The organism is Caldivirga maquilingensis IC-167 (assembly GCF_000018305.1).
Classification (GTDB): domain Archaea; phylum Thermoproteota; class Thermoprotei; order Thermoproteales; family Thermocladiaceae; genus Caldivirga; species Caldivirga maquilingensis.
Window position 1 is genome coordinate 599,807 of record NC_009954.1, and the last position, 14,076, is coordinate 613,882.

Genomic DNA, 14,076 nt, shown 5'->3' on the forward strand with positions numbered 1-14,076 from the left:
TAATTATGCTGAGATTGGGTTACCAGTAATGCCGTACTTCTGCTTCCACTCCTCAAATATCTTCTGCTCCTCCGGTGTCAACTGCCTAGTTAACCTATACCACTCATTCTTAGCCTTAGACTCAGCTGGAGCCTCACTGCTCTTCCATATGCAGTTCACTGGGCAAACTGGAATGCACTCGAAGTCATCCTTACAGAAGTCCCATATTAACCTCGCCTTACCATTCTCATTCAATTCAAGGGCATTGTACGGGCAAACCGAGATGCATGCACCACAGCCTATACAGGTATCCATATCAACCACAACCCTCTGGTACTTGGCTAGTTCAGGTCCTGTTACTGTGGACATACTTATCACTCTGGGGGCTATCTACGCGTAAATAACGTTTAGCTTATAGACTCCTAAGTGGTTTAACTCATTGAAGTCCACGGTTGATTTATATTTAGTTGACAAACGCAATATCAATTAGCTATATAATGGGTTAAATATTTTCAAAATAATAAACCACACTAACTGAGTTAAGCCACCGCCACCCTGATTACTTAAGCACCACTGCTATTGCAGTAACACTACTTGAATATACTTGTCTCCACGTCTCTTAACCCTATACTTGTGCGTTGACCCATCCTTAAGAATAACCAACTCCCCCCTAATCCCCTTCTTAACAGCCCTCCAGCTTGTTGAGAAGTAGAACTCCCCCTCAGCGTACTTGGATCTGGCTATTGGGTATGCTGCATTATTATATATTATAACGCCCACACTCCAATCAGGAGCCTTCCTAGCAACCTCCTTAACATCTAATTCCTCCTCTCCCCCCTCCTCTTCCTCCTCGTCTCTCTCTGGATGTTCCTCGTCCTCAGCCACCATTAAGTCTCACCTGGCTTATTTATAAAACATACGTCTACTTAAGCGAGAAGGATTTTTAACACCGCACTTATCCAGTGAACTATGAAGCTTAGTGGTCAAAAGCCCTGGGGTGTTGGTGTCAATGTTGAGAACCTGTGGCAGTTAATTGAAAATAATACAATAGCCTTAGTTAAATGCGTACCAGATACCAGTGACATTAAGCAGATTGGGCCCCAGGAGTTTGAGTTCAAGATAATGGTACGCATGGGTCCAGTTAGTGGAACATTTAACTCTAGGGTTAAGATAGAGAGTATTGATAAGGCCTCTGGGAAAGTCGCCATGACCTTGAACTCTAAGGGACCTGGTGCAGTTATGAATGCCTCAATAACAGCCACTATAAGTCAAACAGGGGTATCCTATGATGCTGATGTTAATCTAAGTGGTTTACTTGCAGCTGTTGGTGAGAGGTTAATTAGGAATTACATTGATGGTAAACTTAATGAATTCCTCACAAACCTAGTTAAACTTGCTAAAACCGGTCAATGTTAGGGCATGAATTAAGTCATCTCCTTAGCCTTGGGTTTATTGCCTCATCTATACCGTAAGCTAGTTCTATGAGACTAACCATGAATAAAGTGACGAATAATGTTGGGAAAAGGAAGTACCATATTGCCGACGAGCCATACGCTGCACCAAGCGATAATGCATTATTTATCATGTATCCCCAATTAGTTGGGTTAAATGGTAGAAGACCCAGGTAGTATAGGCCAACAGCAGCATACAGTGAACCCTCCATGTTCAATATTAGGTTAATCCAAATATAGGGCATTATTGTTGGTAAAATCTCCCTAAACAAAATATAACCCCACCCAAGGCCAAGGACCCTGGAAACCTCAACGTAAGGATATTCCTTAGATGACAATACCTGCGACCTAACGGACCTAGCTAACCCAGTCCACCCAGTTATACTCAATACACCAGCCAACACAAGTGGATTAGCCGTATGAATCATTACAGCTATTATGACCGTTATGAGTAGGCTTGGTATCGTTAATAATGCATCATTGAACAACATTATGATTGTATCAACAATACCACCAAAGTACCCTGAAACTAAACCCACCACTAATCCTATTACAGTCGTATATAGTCCTGCCGGAAAACTAATCTCTAATATGAAGGGTGCACCGTTGGCTATATCCACTAGTACTGGTTCACCAATGTTATCTGTGCCGAACCATTATATGGGTGGCCAAAGCCTAGGTGGCTTAAGCGCCATGGCTGGATTTGTTCTATAATTATAGGGCAGGAGTATAGGGCCAACTACAGCCAATATAATGTAGAATACCATCACAGCTACGCCGAATCTAGCGGCATTATTACTTAGAACAGTTTTAACAGATTTAATTAATGCTTGAAGACTACTTGCCGTCGTTACCTCAGCTCTCACTAGTCCTCACCCTTGGGTCTATTAGTGAGTACGTTAAGTCAGCGATAACCATACCTATTACTATGGCTAAAACAATGAATAATAATACACCCATTGCCACAGGCCAATCATCATTTGAAAGCGCATTAACGTAAAAAGCCATAAGATTCTAATTACCAACATAAGCGGGAAATATTCAATCAATAATGTATCCATATTATATTAATCTAAAAACTTGAGTTAATGAGAACTATCATGAATAGGGACCGTGGTAATTCCGTTAATAACTATATAATAACTATCCTGCAGCCTTAGTCAATACTATGCGATACCTATGCAGGTTCACTCATTGACGGTGGCTACAATTTGGGTCTTTAGCCTAATTACCCCTATCTCCCCACGGCTGTTTAGATGGGATTCAAGATTCATGGGGACATAGGACGGAACCCTAACCCACCTCTTAGTTAAGGTATTTCGAGTGTTGAGATGTGCTACATGGTTAAGTTTTTAAAGTTATTAATGTATGCGTGTTTGTGATTGATGCATTATTGCTCATAATATTGTTTAAGGCTGGTGGAATACCGTTGGTTAACTACACTATTTATGTTCCGCAGAATACCACTATTATTAATGTGACTCTACCTGTAACACCCATACCTGATACGATTGAGGCCATTAATGATTCAACTGGTTCACTGATACCGGTTAGCTTATACCCAGGTAATGTCTTAAGCGTGTTTGCGTTTGGTGGTGGTTACGTATCAATAGTGTATTACGGTAATTACACTTTTAATGCTGAATCCCTACTATACTCATTTAACGTAGAATCTAAGGAGAATATAACCATAGTTTTCCCACCCTTCATAATACCATACAAGTTACCCATTAACATAATCTATCCTCCCCGTGTGGTTAATGGTTCAATACTCATTGTGGTTCTTCAACCCGGCAACTACACTATACAGTACGCCTACGTGCCAAGGAGCCTATTAACAGCAACTAATACATCCACGGTTAGCACCAGCACTACCTCTACTGCAACAACCACCACAGCCACGGCCACCTCCTCAACAACAGTGAGTACTACAAGTACTACAGTGAGCAGTAGCACTGTTACTGCCACTGTATCCTCAACCCCGGTTACTTCCACATCAACCACAACATCCCAGGTTACGGTTACTTCAAGTCCAAGCACCACGGTGACTACGGTTTCATCGCAGTCAATTAGCCAGTCATCAGTAACAGCAATCAGTAAGAGTAACGTTACCCCACTTTACCTAGTGATTGCTGTTATTCTAATAGTGGTGGTTTCCGTGGTTGTCTTTTTGAGTAGGCGTAGGGCTCTTGAAGCCTTTGAGCAGCATAACTTAGATGAGGTTGATAGGTTAATTATAAGTACGCTTAGGCAGTACGGTGGTTCACTTTACCAGTCCCAACTACAGCAGTTGACTAATATACCTAAGACAACGCTTTGGCGCCACGTTATGAAGCTTAAGGACATGGGTATTGTGCGCGTGGATAAGGTTAATGGTTTAAATAAGGTTACCTTAATCTCAGGTTAACGGTGGTATTCCATGCTGATGCATTCGGAGTCTTATTTCTTTAAGGTTATGGTTCATGGAGATGCTGTAAAGAGTAGGTTAGTGTATTAAGTAAGGTAATTAACGTAATTAATTAAGATATTGAGAGGAATGTTAATCATGGAATAAGGCTAAACACCAAAGACAGGGGTCTCAAGTCTTAAAGGTTATTTAAGTGAAGTAGTTTAAGCTTGGAGTGGGGTTTAGTTATGTGTAAGAACTTAATAGGGATCACTACTCCCAGCATTTAATGCTTTAGAATTAGATTCTAGAGGCTTTATATTATGATAATTGAGACTTACGATATTAACGGTAGGAGAGTACTGGTTGCCTTCACGGAGTCCGGGATTGCGTATAGGGATATAACGAGTGTTCATAGGTGGTATAGGCGCTTCTTCATCCCGGGTATAGTGGCTAGTGTACTGCTTGTAGTGGGTTCAATAGCCTACGCCATAGTAATGTATCAGAATGCAGTAGTACACTACCAGTATGAACCATACTACGTACTGATAGGTGGATTCGCAGTATCATTAATTATCTTAGCCGTTGTGAGGCTTAGTAGGCCTAGGGTTGATTGGCAGGCAGTGGTAATACCTATTATTCAAGTATGGTCAATCATAGTTTACGTTAGGAGTGGCTTAGTTTACGTGTATAGGTATGGTTCTCAAATGCCTGAACTAACCCTTAAGCTAAGGGGTAGGGAATTAGTTAACCTGCTTAATTCCCTTAATAATGAACCATGGGTAAGGAAGGTAATGGTGTATGAGCAGTAGGCGCTACTGAGTGGTGAAGTCCAAGTAGGGTTCCTTCAAGTCAACCATTGCGTTAACGACTAATTCAGCTAAACCACCGTAGTGAATATTGTAAAGCTCAGTGACCCTATAGTGGGTTAGTAAATCCCTTAACTCACCCTTACAGTTGGAGCATGGTGCACATACGTATTTCGGAACCTTGGGGTCAATTGAATCCTTAAAGGCTTCAAGGATTTGTTTAAGCTTCATTCTTGAGGCGACCTTAATCCTCCATTCAGGGAAATTGAGTGAATTCATTATGGCGAAGCCACTGCCACCACCGCAGCAGTAATTGTAGACGCCGTGGGGCTCCATTTCCCTAAACATGGGTGCAATCATCCTCAACACCTCCCTCTGGGGTTCAACTATGCCGGCTAACCTAACTATGTTGCATGGGTCATGGAGGGTCACTGGGAAATTATTCCTACCTGGGTCAAGGTTGAGTTTACCGCTCTTAACAATATCCCTAAGCATTGGTAGTACGCTCTCCCTGGGTATCCTGTAATCATCCTTAAGCAACCTATCAGCAACCACAAGAAGGGCCTTAGTGGCGTGTCCACATTCACCAATAACGATTCTCTTAACCTCAAGCTTCCTGGCAACCTCAATATGCTTCATGGCTATTCTGGCTAATTGAGCATCATCATACCATACACCGTAGTTAACGGCATCATAACCCACTAACTCACTGCTAAGGGTCCAACTAACCCCAGCCTCCTCAAGAATTATCGCGTAGGCAGCTGGATTCTCAGGCCATGAAATATACTCACCAGCATTATGAATTAACAATACATCGGCACCCTTCTCATCAACAGGTATTCTGATTCTTCTACCAAGCTTCTCACTTATTAAATCCTCCATGAACTCAACCATGTTCATGAAAGCCTTCGGACTCATGCCTGTTGAGGAACCTGTCTTAAGCTGAAGCATAGTACCCTTCTCGTGGAGTGCCGTGGGTGCAATGCCCATCTCCATGCTTAGCAGTTTCCTTATCTCATGGGCTATTAACCCATTATCAATACCCAGTGGACAGGCTTGAACACACCTCCTACATAATGTACACCTATAGGCTAACTCACCCAGCCTAAGAATCGTACGCGCATTAAGCTCAATATTAACCCCAGGCTTCTTAAGAATATACTTATCGTAAATCCTCCTAAGCACCTCAGACCTGTACGTTGGCCTATAGGCATCCTTCCTCCCACTGGCCACGTATATTGGGCAAGCCTCAGCGCAGTTCTGGCACTTTGCGCAGTAATCCAGTGAGAGGAGTAGTGGTTGCAGGAATGTCCAATTACCTTCCATTGAAGTTAGCTTCCTTAAACCATCCAGGAACCCTTTAATAAGCCTCTCCTCCTCTTCCCTACTCCTGGGTTTCCAGGGTACATCAATGGCCACATACCCATCAAGTTCAGTTACGTAGCTACTTGACCATTCAGGCTTAGGTTCAGTTAAGGGGGGTTCTAGTTCAGGCTTATCGTAGGGTGGTGGTAGAGGCATTAAGTCACTTAGGCTTATCTTAATTAACCTACCCTCACGCCTACCTATATCCCTTATCCTAACCACCTTCTCATCTCTCATTATTAATCACCCTTGCGTTATCTTCCCATGATCCATTTGACTTAATGTGGAGTGCACTCCAAGGCATCCTAAGTCTCATTAATTCCTCAATCCTGCGGCTTAATTCACTGGAGCTTGGTTCATCATCCCAAAGAACCCTATGATACGTGAAGTACTTACCAATGAAGTGGGTTATCTTGGAGAAGGGTATGTAGGATACAAGTAGTTGAAGCACCATGACGTGGATCAGTATCACTGTATTTAACTGTGGTGGGTTCATGAATGGATTAAGGAGGCTTGATGCAAACGCCCTAGCGTAGTTGAAGCTTGGGTCACTGAACCATGAGGCTAAGCCCGTTGCTAAGGCTAAGAGTACTATGAGTAGGTTGAAGTAGTCTGAGATAATTGTGTAATCCCTTAAAACAGGGTTAATAAGCCTCCTAACCAGTAACCCAACACCCCCAGTCACCGCCAATAATGCACCAGCTCCACCAACTATTATCGTAATGTAGTAGAGGAAGATGGACCAGGCGTTACTTGATGGCACTGGTATGTGGGCGTATACCTCAGTGACTGATCCTAGGAGTATTAGTAGGAACCAAACCAGTATTAGGTATATTCCTAGGTGAAATGGGTAAGTGAGGGCCCAGAGCCTCTTATTATTATTGTAAATCCTCTTTATGAACAGCATTTCACTAAACAGTTCCTTAAGTTCCCCAATCACTGATGTGACTCTACCCTTAGACCACCAAAGCTCCTCCTCTAAGTATCCTCCACCGTACCTTACCTTACTCGGTGATTCATGAGGCACTGGGTAGAGTTCCCACCTTAGGTGAATGGGCATTGATGACCATTTACGCCACTTATACGCAATACCAACTGCGAAGATTAATACTGCGGCGTAGGATGTGAATCTAAGTAATTGGGTTAACGTAAGTAATCACCCTTATTAAGTGGCTTACCATGTATCTTGGGAATCATTAACCTTAATGATAGGTTCTTAAGGTATACCATGCGCCTTAACCATTACTGTAAATATTTATTAATTATTTCACATCAATAATGAAAACTACTTAAGTCATCACTGGCTTTAACCTCCATTCATAATTACGCGGCTCATAGCAATCATAACTTAGCATTACCTTAGATGATGAGAAGCCTGGCATAATCCATGATTAATAATGAGGTTATTAAACCTTATGGGGGAATATTAGCTTCAACTCAGTATCATTATGCATGGAGTACATTACCTTACTCAATTCAATACCGCAATATGTTAAAACATTAATAGGAGCCTCCAGTGTATTCCCCTTGTGAAGTTGTTTAAGTGTAGTTTATGTGGATTTGAGGTTCCCTTTAGTGAGGTCATCTACATTAAGGGTAATGTAGTTATCTGTAGAAGATGCTTCCCCACGTATTACGTTAAGAACTGTATCTTCCTAAGGAGGAGGCTCATTGGGGAGAATCCACAGGCCTGCTCCTTCTGCCAATACAGGAAGAATTGCGACTCATACATTGCTTCGCTCAAGGGTTCCCCTGAGGCCTAATCTTTAATACTACATGGGGGCTTACCTAAATATAAGCCGTGAGAAATAGTGGGTAATTCATCGAGTGAAGCATTATTGATTCAGCCACATTATCAATTAATCGCCTCACGTAACCCTAATTACGTAAACCTCAATGACTCTCCTCGGCTTCCTATGATGCCTATAGGTGTATGGTATACTTAACCTAAACCCGCGTGCAACCTCAATGCTTCTGCCCAATGACTTAACCACCTTAATAACGTAATCCTCAGTACCCTCCTTATGTATACTGTAGGTTACCTTAGATAAGTTAAGTGAAGCCATGAGTAGCTTAATATCAGTTCCTCTTGGACTCCATATACCGAAGGGTGGATTCTGGAATACGGTATCCAGCGGCTTTGCGAGAGCTGGCCTTGTGAAGTCCATAACTGCAAAATCAACAGTATTAAGTAAGCTTAATTCACTCAAGTACCTGTAGGCGTCCCTTACCGCATCCTCATCAATATCAGAGCATACGACTTGGGTTGAACCAAGTAATGCAGCAGCCGCTGAGAATCTACCTGTACCGCAGACTGGATCAATAACTCTTCTCCCAGCAACATCACCCTTAAGGTAGGCTAACCAAGCAACCTCAGCCACCACGTCGGCATCGGTGACGTACTGCTCCAGCTTAAGCTTAGGCCTACTATATCCTCCTATACCCTGTATAATAGCCTCAAGCTCCCTCTTCCCCCTAATGTAACTCCCCTTAAGCATTAATGCTTATCACGTTGAATAGTTAATTAAACTACGGATTTAAGTGCAGTTACCCAGTGGGTTAAGGATTGGGGCGACTTTACGGCAGGTTTCCCTTAATTCCCTAGCCTTATCCTCAGGTAGTGAATCATAGGTAAAGGTCCATAATCCCCATTCAACACCAGCAGCATACTTAAGCTTACTGGCATCCCTAAGCATTGGGTAGAATTCAACATGCATGTGGTAGGATTCATCATTCTTAACCGGGCCTTGGTGGAAGGCCATTATGTAGGGCATATCCCTACCCAACACGTTATCAAGCATCGCCGTGGTTACCCTGAGGGCATCAGCTAATTTAACTAACTCATCATCAGTTAATTGAGTCATCTTCTGAACATGCCTTCTAGGTATTACGTGAATCTCATAAGGCCACATGGAGTAGTAAGGCTTCACTACGTAGAATTCACCATTAGTGTAAAGCACCCTTTCCCCAAGCTTAACCTCCTCATCAAGTATACTGCATAGTAGGCACTTACCCGTCCTCCTCATGTGCCTCCTCATGTTCCTTAACTCAAGCCTAATCCTCAGGGGTATGTAGGGTAAGGCATACATTTGACTATGCGGGTGGGTTAAGGATACCCCTATCTCCTTACCCTTATTCCTGAAGAAGTAAATGTACTTAACGAAGCCAGTGCCCTCAAGTTTAATCATCTGATCCCTAACACCCTTCATCACTAGGGTTAAGTCATCTAGGGGTATTTCATGGAGATCCTTAAGATCATGCTTAGGTGACTCAACAATAACCATGCAGTAGCCTAGGGAACGCTTCGCCTTAAAGCCATTGACACCACGTACCTTTGGGGCATTGGGTGAAAGCATGGGGAATTTATTGGGCAGTATTAGGAAGCGCCAACCCACCCCAGTCTCCTCATTACCTTCATCAAATGGGCAACGGTCACTGGGTTGCCATGGCCTAGCCTCCCTAACGCTGGATACCATTATCCACTCCCCTATTAATGGATTATACCTAAGTTCCATTGCCATGGGTTAGTGCTTATTAAGGCTAGTTAAATGCATTATCAATGATAGTTTCATCAGCCCCAGGCAGGGTGGATCTATTCAACACTCACCAGGACTATAAGGGGTTACCTGTGGTTCCAGCTGCAGTGGATCTAAGGACTACTGTTGAGGGGGAGTTGAGGATGGGTGATGTTATTAAGGTTAAGTCAATTAACATGAATGAGGAGGTTGAGTTAAGGATGAGTGATGAATTGAAGGTTGGGCAATGGAGCAGTTACGTATTAGCCGCATTGAAGGCTTTATCAATGCACGGTTACTTCATAGGTGGTGCCGAGTTAACAATAAGAAGCAGTGTACCCGTGGGTTCAGGGTTAGCCAGCAGTGCTGCATTACTGGTTTCAGTGGTGAACTGGTTCAATAAGGCTTACGGCTTAGGCTTATCTAAAAGGGATATTGCTGAATTGGCCTATGAGGCTGAGCACAATGTAATGGGCATACCCTGTGGTAGACTTGACCAATACTCCTCATCATATGGAGGCCTAATAATACTAGAGACTAGGCCACCCTACAGGGTTGAGGAACTGGGTGTTAAGGGCCTTGACTTCATTGTTGTTGACTCAGGGGTTAGGCATAGTACAATGAATGTGCACACGGTTAGGCAGAGGGAGCTTAGGGAGGCCCTCAGTATGCTTAAGGAGTCCATACCGAGGAGTCATTGGGATAAATTAAATAAGCCACTTGATGAGATTGATTGGGATTGGTTAGCCGCAGCGGCTAAGGATTACTTAAACACACTGAGTGACGTGCATAGGAGGAGACTTGAATTCACAATACTCATGAATGAGTCAACAAAGAAGGCTATAGTTGAGTTGAGGAAGAGTAAACCGGATAGGAGGGTTTTAGGTGAAATCATGAATGAGCAGCATAGGTTACTTAGGGACCTATATGAAGTCAGTATACCGGAGCTTGAGGAGATTAAGAGGGTCCTCGACCTCAATGGCGCATTAGGGTCTAAGATAAGTGGCGCAGGCATGGGGGGTTCAATAGTGGCCTTAGCTGAGGATAGGAAGGAGGCTGAGAGGATCCTTGACTCCATTAAAAGTAAGTGGAGGGGTTGGGTTGTATCAATTGATCAAGGCGTGTCATAAATATTAACGTGATTTATTTAAAAGGGGGTTAAGGCAAGGTGTCGTATGGTTGGTAAAGTTAAGATAATGGCCACAATTGGACCCTCATCAGAGAAGCCTGAGGTTGCTGGGAAACTAATTAAGTTAATTGATGGAGCAAGGGTTAACTTCTCCCACGGTGACTTAAACACCTGGGTAAGTAGGATTGAGTTAATTAGAAGAATTAACCCAAGCATCCCCATACTCGGTGACTTACCGGGACCAGGGGTAAGGACCGGTGAAATGGTTGACCTACCCTTCAGTAAGGGTGACTCCTTAACATTTAAACTGGCTAATGAGGGTAAGGGTTACGTACCAGTACCTGTTAAGGAGTTCTTCGATATTGTTGATAAGGGTGATGTAATAATAATGGATGATGGTAGGATAAGGCTTGAGGTGACTGGTAAAGGTAGTAATGAGGTTACTGTAGTTGCCTTAACAAACGGCATAATTAGGACGCATAAGTCAATAACAATTATGAATAAGGATTACCCACTCCCCATACTTGGTGATAGGGATAAGGAGGCCATTAAGGTTGCCGCCAAGTACAACCTAGAGTACCTTGGGTTAAGCCACGTTAGGAGTGTTGAGGATATTGAGAGCACTAGGGAGTATTTAAGGAGCCTTAATTATTCACCAATGATTATTGTTAAGGTTGAGACAGCCAGTGCCATAAGGAGTATAAAGGATATAGCCTGCAATGCGGATTACGTCATGGTGGCTAGGGGTGACTTAGGCATGGTGTTTAACCTAGAGGAGGTTCCTAAGATTCAGGAGAAGATAATTACAGCAGCCCACTCCTGCGGTAAACCGGTAATGGTGGCTACGCAGCTCCTTGAATCCATGGTTAATAACCCGGTACCCACCAGGGCGGAGGTTGTTGACATCATGACTAGTGTGCTTCAGGGTGTTGATTCACTTCTTCTAACCGATGAAACAACAATGGGTAATTACCCAGTTGAGGCTGTTGAGTGGCTTAGGAGGATAGTTAGTAATTACGAGGATCAAGTAACCCCAGGCTTTAGGGCTGATTCATCTGTTTTTGATGAGAGAATGAGGTTTGCCCTAGGGGTAGCTGAGTTAGCTGATAGCATAGGTGCTAAGATAGTCGTCTTCACTAAAAGCGGCTTAACAGCGGTTAGGCTTTCCAGATATAGGCCTAGGGTACAGATACTGGCTGGTACACCGAGTGAGGCAGTGTTCCGTAGGCTTAAGTTGCTTTGGGGTGTTGAGTCTAGGGTCATTAATGACCAAGACTACGATAAGGGTATGGTGGATACCTTAAACGAATACATTAAGGAGGGTTTAATAAAGCACGGTGACTTAGTGGTATTAACCTACGGCCTTAGACCAAATGTAAGCGAGTATGAGCATGTGATTAAGTTAATTAGGGCCTAATTCATGGTTAATTAAGGCTTAAGTTATTTAAACACCCCCACTATGCTTAACACATGGTTGACCTAGGGGAGGTTACCGTGAAGGAGCTTGAGTATTTAAGGGCAATTAATGGTGAGGGTTCACCAATATCAATAACATCATTATCAAGGAAGTTAGGTAGATCAGCCTCAAGCGTCTATGAGGAGATTAACCACTTAGCCTCAAAGGGCTTCGTAACTAAGAACCCTGATGGAGTCTGCCTAACAAGTGACGGTAAGCTGCTCCTTGAGTTGGTTGATAATAGTCACAGGATAATTGAAACCTGGCTTGTTAGCCTAGGCTTCAGTGTTGAGGAGGCTTGCAGGCTTGCGTCTAAAATGGAGACAACAATGCCTATTGAAGTCCTCAGGAAGCTTTACGAGAACATGGGTAAGCCAAGCTCCTGCCCACATGGTAAACCCATAACCTTCGAGGACACGGCATTAAGGGCGGTGAATACCCATAATTAAATCCACTTCAGCGATAAATAATCCTAGGCCCTTCTAGGAGTCCTGGCTCCACAGGCTGTGCAGACAAGTACGTATATTCTATCCTCTTTAACAAGGTATGTATCTATGGAGCCGCAGACCGGGCATGTTACGTAAAGTTTAATGTACCTATCGTAAACCGCCTCAAGGGTTCTTGGAGTGCGTTCAGCATAGATTACTAGGGATCCATTAGAGTCAACATTACCTGGTACAGCTAATTCCTTAATGAAGAACCTAGCCATATGCGTAACATCCCTATTCAACCTATCGGCTATATCCTTAAAGTTCCTAATCATAGTCCTCCTGGGTTCAATTTCAACACTAAGCTTAGGTATCTCCCTCCTCCTCTCAACCTTAGGTGTCACTATCTTGTAAGCCCTCTCAAGTAGCTTAAGGTAAGTTGGATCAACCGACATTAACCCAACCCCACAGTACCCACTTATAAGTGTATAGGAATCACTTAATTATCAGTTACCTTACCATACATACCTCCTTAATATAGGCTGCGTCAATCATTATTAGCTTACTATTCCTTAAACAGTTCGTTTACGACTATGAGTAAGAAACCTTATTAGTCAATTTTACTGGGAAATCATTACATACCATATCCCCATGGAGTGCATTGCCTACGGCTTCCTGCTGAAATTATGGTCGTATCCTTAAGAGCCGTTAAGAATCATCAGTAATAATACTAGTAGCAGTAAACTTGGTTAGCAAGGGGCTATTATTAAGGCTTAGCTGGTTAATTAGGGAATGATGCAGGATTCGTAATCAGCGCAGGTCAGTTTCACTCACTCTTCAGCACTGCAATGTATCATCATACCATTAATGCATTTATAAAGGGAATTTAAGGCTTTATACCATGTTTACAATATGCGTAGTCATTATTGCTAGGGCGATTACCGCTATGGCTATGTTCATGGGTTTGGAAACATCATGCTTCATCAACACTTGGGCCAGTTTATCCAAGGTTAGCCCTATGATGAATATAAACATTGATGATACTGCTATGAATAGTACTATATAAACCATTCCAGTGATTAATCCTACCTCAGCCGCCATCACTGCCACTAGAACCTTAGTTGGTGTTATTGCTAATGCACCTTGAATTATCCCAGAGCTCATGGATCCCTTAACACCGATCTCTAATTCCTTATTCATGAGTTCACCAATTAGTAGTGCCGCCGCGAATGCCATACCCACTAGGTTTCCTATTAATTCCAATTCCTTATTCATTGCAATGATGAGTACCAGGGGTATTGATATCAATATGAAGCCAATACCGTGAGATAAACCAAAGAGTAAGTATTCCCTTTCATCCTTCAGTAGCCTTAAGGTTGCTATGTGGTCAGGCTCCACTGCATGGGATGCGCCTAGTAGTATCACTGTGACTAGGGTTGTTGCAGGTGATATGACTAATAAAGCCATATCCCAACGCCCCTAGAACCATGTATTTAACTCTTTATGGCAGTGTTAATAGTGGATGCAGCCTAATTTCCGGTTATTAATTCCCATGAAT

Annotated in this window: 18 protein-coding genes; 7 read left to right on the plus strand and 11 right to left on the minus strand. The window is 43.0% G+C overall.

What is annotated here, in order from left to right; all coding sequences use genetic code 11:
- Positions 1 to 3 precede the first annotated feature (3 nt).
- Both CMAQ_RS02890 and CMAQ_RS02895 read right to left on the minus strand, forming a co-directional pair.
- Positions 4 to 348 (minus strand): 4Fe-4S dicluster domain-containing protein, encoded by a 345-nt coding sequence (locus CMAQ_RS02890; RefSeq protein WP_012185630.1) that lies wholly within the window; start codon positions 346 to 348, stop codon positions 4 to 6.
- 207 nt (positions 349 to 555) lie between these two features.
- Complete coding sequence (locus tag CMAQ_RS02895; protein ID WP_012185631.1) at positions 556 to 867, minus strand: hypothetical protein; 312 nt, start codon at positions 865 to 867, stop codon at positions 556 to 558.
- A gap of 81 nt (positions 868 to 948) precedes the next feature.
- Between CMAQ_RS02895 and CMAQ_RS02900 the strand changes: the two genes are divergently transcribed.
- On the plus strand, positions 949 to 1,395 hold the full coding sequence (locus tag CMAQ_RS02900; protein WP_012185632.1) for an SRPBCC family protein: 447 nt from the start codon (positions 949 to 951) through the stop codon (positions 1,393 to 1,395).
- 13 nt (positions 1,396 to 1,408) lie between these two features.
- On the opposite strand, the gene CMAQ_RS02905 is transcribed toward CMAQ_RS02900, so the two are convergent.
- From CMAQ_RS02905 to CMAQ_RS10660, 3 genes are read right to left on the minus strand one after another with little or no spacing between them, the layout of a single operon-like run.
- Positions 1,409 to 2,050 (minus strand): ABC transporter permease, encoded by a 642-nt coding sequence (locus tag CMAQ_RS02905; RefSeq protein ID WP_232203796.1) that lies wholly within the window; start codon positions 2,048 to 2,050, stop codon positions 1,409 to 1,411.
- Between the two features lie 36 nt (positions 2,051 to 2,086).
- Complete coding sequence (locus tag CMAQ_RS10815) at positions 2,087 to 2,296, minus strand: hypothetical protein (RefSeq protein ID WP_232203797.1); 210 nt, start codon at positions 2,294 to 2,296, stop codon at positions 2,087 to 2,089.
- Positions 2,286 to 2,438, minus strand: a complete 153-nt coding sequence (locus CMAQ_RS10660; protein ID WP_156769821.1) for a hypothetical protein — start codon at positions 2,436 to 2,438, stop codon at positions 2,286 to 2,288. The genes CMAQ_RS10815 and CMAQ_RS10660 overlap by 11 nt, the downstream gene beginning before the upstream one ends.
- Positions 2,439 to 2,808: 370 nt before the next feature.
- Between CMAQ_RS10660 and CMAQ_RS02910 the strand changes: the two genes are divergently transcribed.
- Positions 2,809 to 3,837 (plus strand): helix-turn-helix transcriptional regulator, encoded by a 1,029-nt coding sequence (locus CMAQ_RS02910; protein ID WP_048062636.1) that lies wholly within the window; start codon positions 2,809 to 2,811, stop codon positions 3,835 to 3,837.
- 302 nt (positions 3,838 to 4,139) lie between these two features.
- Positions 4,140 to 4,628 carry a hypothetical protein gene (locus CMAQ_RS02915; protein ID WP_012185634.1) on the plus strand — a complete coding sequence of 163 codons (489 nt, stop codon included), beginning with the start codon at positions 4,140 to 4,142 and terminating at the stop codon, positions 4,626 to 4,628.
- A 3-nt stretch (positions 4,629 to 4,631) separates the two neighbouring features.
- Here the strand turns inward: CMAQ_RS02915 and CMAQ_RS02920 are convergent, their stop codons facing one another.
- Both CMAQ_RS02920 and CMAQ_RS02925 read right to left on the minus strand, forming a co-directional pair.
- The gene (locus CMAQ_RS02920; protein ID WP_012185635.1) at positions 4,632 to 6,227 is read right to left on the minus strand and encodes a (Fe-S)-binding protein; all 1,596 of its coding nucleotides are present in this window, start codon (positions 6,225 to 6,227) and stop codon (positions 4,632 to 4,634) included.
- Positions 6,217 to 7,050: a respiratory nitrate reductase subunit gamma gene (locus CMAQ_RS02925; protein WP_012185636.1), complete on the minus strand. Its 834-nt coding sequence runs from the start codon at positions 7,048 to 7,050 to the stop codon at positions 6,217 to 6,219. The genes CMAQ_RS02920 and CMAQ_RS02925 overlap by 11 nt, the downstream gene beginning before the upstream one ends.
- A 469-nt stretch (positions 7,051 to 7,519) precedes the next feature.
- Between CMAQ_RS02925 and CMAQ_RS02930 the strand changes: the two genes are divergently transcribed.
- Entirely contained in the window at positions 7,520 to 7,753 is a 234-nt protein-coding gene (locus tag CMAQ_RS02930; RefSeq protein WP_232203798.1) for a hypothetical protein, read from the plus strand.
- 105 nt (positions 7,754 to 7,858) lie between these two features.
- Here the strand turns inward: CMAQ_RS02930 and CMAQ_RS02935 are convergent, their stop codons facing one another.
- Positions 7,859 to 8,488, minus strand: coding sequence for an METTL5 family protein (locus CMAQ_RS02935; protein WP_012185638.1), 630 nt, complete (start codon positions 8,486 to 8,488; stop codon positions 7,859 to 7,861).
- A 39-nt stretch (positions 8,489 to 8,527) separates the two neighbouring features.
- Positions 8,528 to 9,511 carry a galactose-1-phosphate uridylyltransferase gene (gene galT / locus CMAQ_RS02940; RefSeq protein ID WP_012185639.1) on the minus strand — a complete coding sequence of 328 codons (984 nt, stop codon included), beginning with the start codon at positions 9,509 to 9,511 and terminating at the stop codon, positions 8,528 to 8,530.
- Between the two features lie 38 nt (positions 9,512 to 9,549).
- Here galT and CMAQ_RS02945 point away from each other — a divergent pair, with 38 nt between their 5' ends.
- The 3 genes from CMAQ_RS02945 to CMAQ_RS02955 are packed head-to-tail and all read left to right on the plus strand — an operon-like array spanning position 9,550 to position 12,539.
- Positions 9,550 to 10,635: a galactokinase gene (locus tag CMAQ_RS02945; RefSeq protein ID WP_012185640.1), complete on the plus strand. Its 1,086-nt coding sequence runs from the start codon at positions 9,550 to 9,552 to the stop codon at positions 10,633 to 10,635.
- A 45-nt stretch (positions 10,636 to 10,680) separates the two neighbouring features.
- Entirely contained in the window at positions 10,681 to 12,051 is a 1,371-nt protein-coding gene (pyk, locus tag CMAQ_RS02950) for a pyruvate kinase (protein WP_012185641.1), read from the plus strand.
- Between the two features lie 53 nt (positions 12,052 to 12,104).
- A complete protein-coding gene (locus CMAQ_RS02955; protein WP_012185642.1) occupies positions 12,105 to 12,539 on the plus strand; it encodes a metal-dependent transcriptional regulator in 435 nt (144 codons plus the stop codon).
- A gap of 23 nt (positions 12,540 to 12,562) precedes the next feature.
- Here CMAQ_RS02955 and CMAQ_RS02960 read toward each other — a convergent pair whose 3' ends face one another.
- Positions 12,563 to 12,973, minus strand: a complete 411-nt coding sequence (locus tag CMAQ_RS02960) for a translation initiation factor IF-2 subunit beta (RefSeq protein WP_012185643.1) — start codon at positions 12,971 to 12,973, stop codon at positions 12,563 to 12,565.
- Positions 12,974 to 13,412: 439 nt separating this feature from the next.
- Entirely contained in the window at positions 13,413 to 13,985 is a 573-nt protein-coding gene (locus CMAQ_RS02965; RefSeq protein ID WP_012185644.1) for a hypothetical protein, read from the minus strand.
- Between the last annotated feature and the right edge of the window lie 91 nt (positions 13,986 to 14,076).

Excerpts from the sequence above, each read along its gene's own strand:
- CMAQ_RS02890 (WP_012185630.1), bottom strand. The coding sequence starts at position 348 with ATGTCCACAGTAACAGGACCTGAACTAGCCAAGTACCAGAGGGTTGTG.
- CMAQ_RS02895 (WP_012185631.1), bottom strand. The coding sequence starts at position 867 with ATGGTGGCTGAGGACGAGGAACATCCAGAGAGAGACGAGGAGGAAGAG.
- CMAQ_RS02900 (WP_012185632.1), top strand. The coding sequence starts at position 949 with ATGAAGCTTAGTGGTCAAAAGCCCTGGGGTGTTGGTGTCAATGTTGAG.
- CMAQ_RS10660 (WP_156769821.1), bottom strand. The coding sequence starts at position 2,438 with ATGGCTTTTTACGTTAATGCGCTTTCAAATGATGATTGGCCTGTGGCA.
- CMAQ_RS02915 (WP_012185634.1), top strand. The coding sequence starts at position 4,140 with ATGATAATTGAGACTTACGATATTAACGGTAGGAGAGTACTGGTTGCC.
- CMAQ_RS02920 (WP_012185635.1), bottom strand. The coding sequence starts at position 6,227 with ATGAGAGATGAGAAGGTGGTTAGGATAAGGGATATAGGTAGGCGTGAG.
- CMAQ_RS02925 (WP_012185636.1), bottom strand. The coding sequence starts at position 7,050 with ATGCCCATTCACCTAAGGTGGGAACTCTACCCAGTGCCTCATGAATCA.
- CMAQ_RS02935 (WP_012185638.1), bottom strand. The coding sequence starts at position 8,488 with ATGCTTAAGGGGAGTTACATTAGGGGGAAGAGGGAGCTTGAGGCTATT.
- galT (WP_012185639.1), bottom strand. The coding sequence starts at position 9,511 with ATGGCAATGGAACTTAGGTATAATCCATTAATAGGGGAGTGGATAATG.
- CMAQ_RS02945 (WP_012185640.1), top strand. The coding sequence starts at position 9,550 with ATGATAGTTTCATCAGCCCCAGGCAGGGTGGATCTATTCAACACTCAC.
- pyk (WP_012185641.1), top strand. The coding sequence starts at position 10,681 with ATGGTTGGTAAAGTTAAGATAATGGCCACAATTGGACCCTCATCAGAG.
- CMAQ_RS02955 (WP_012185642.1), top strand. The coding sequence starts at position 12,105 with ATGGTTGACCTAGGGGAGGTTACCGTGAAGGAGCTTGAGTATTTAAGG.
- CMAQ_RS02960 (WP_012185643.1), bottom strand. The coding sequence starts at position 12,973 with ATGTCGGTTGATCCAACTTACCTTAAGCTACTTGAGAGGGCTTACAAG.
- CMAQ_RS02965 (WP_012185644.1), bottom strand. The coding sequence starts at position 13,985 with ATGGCTTTATTAGTCATATCACCTGCAACAACCCTAGTCACAGTGATA.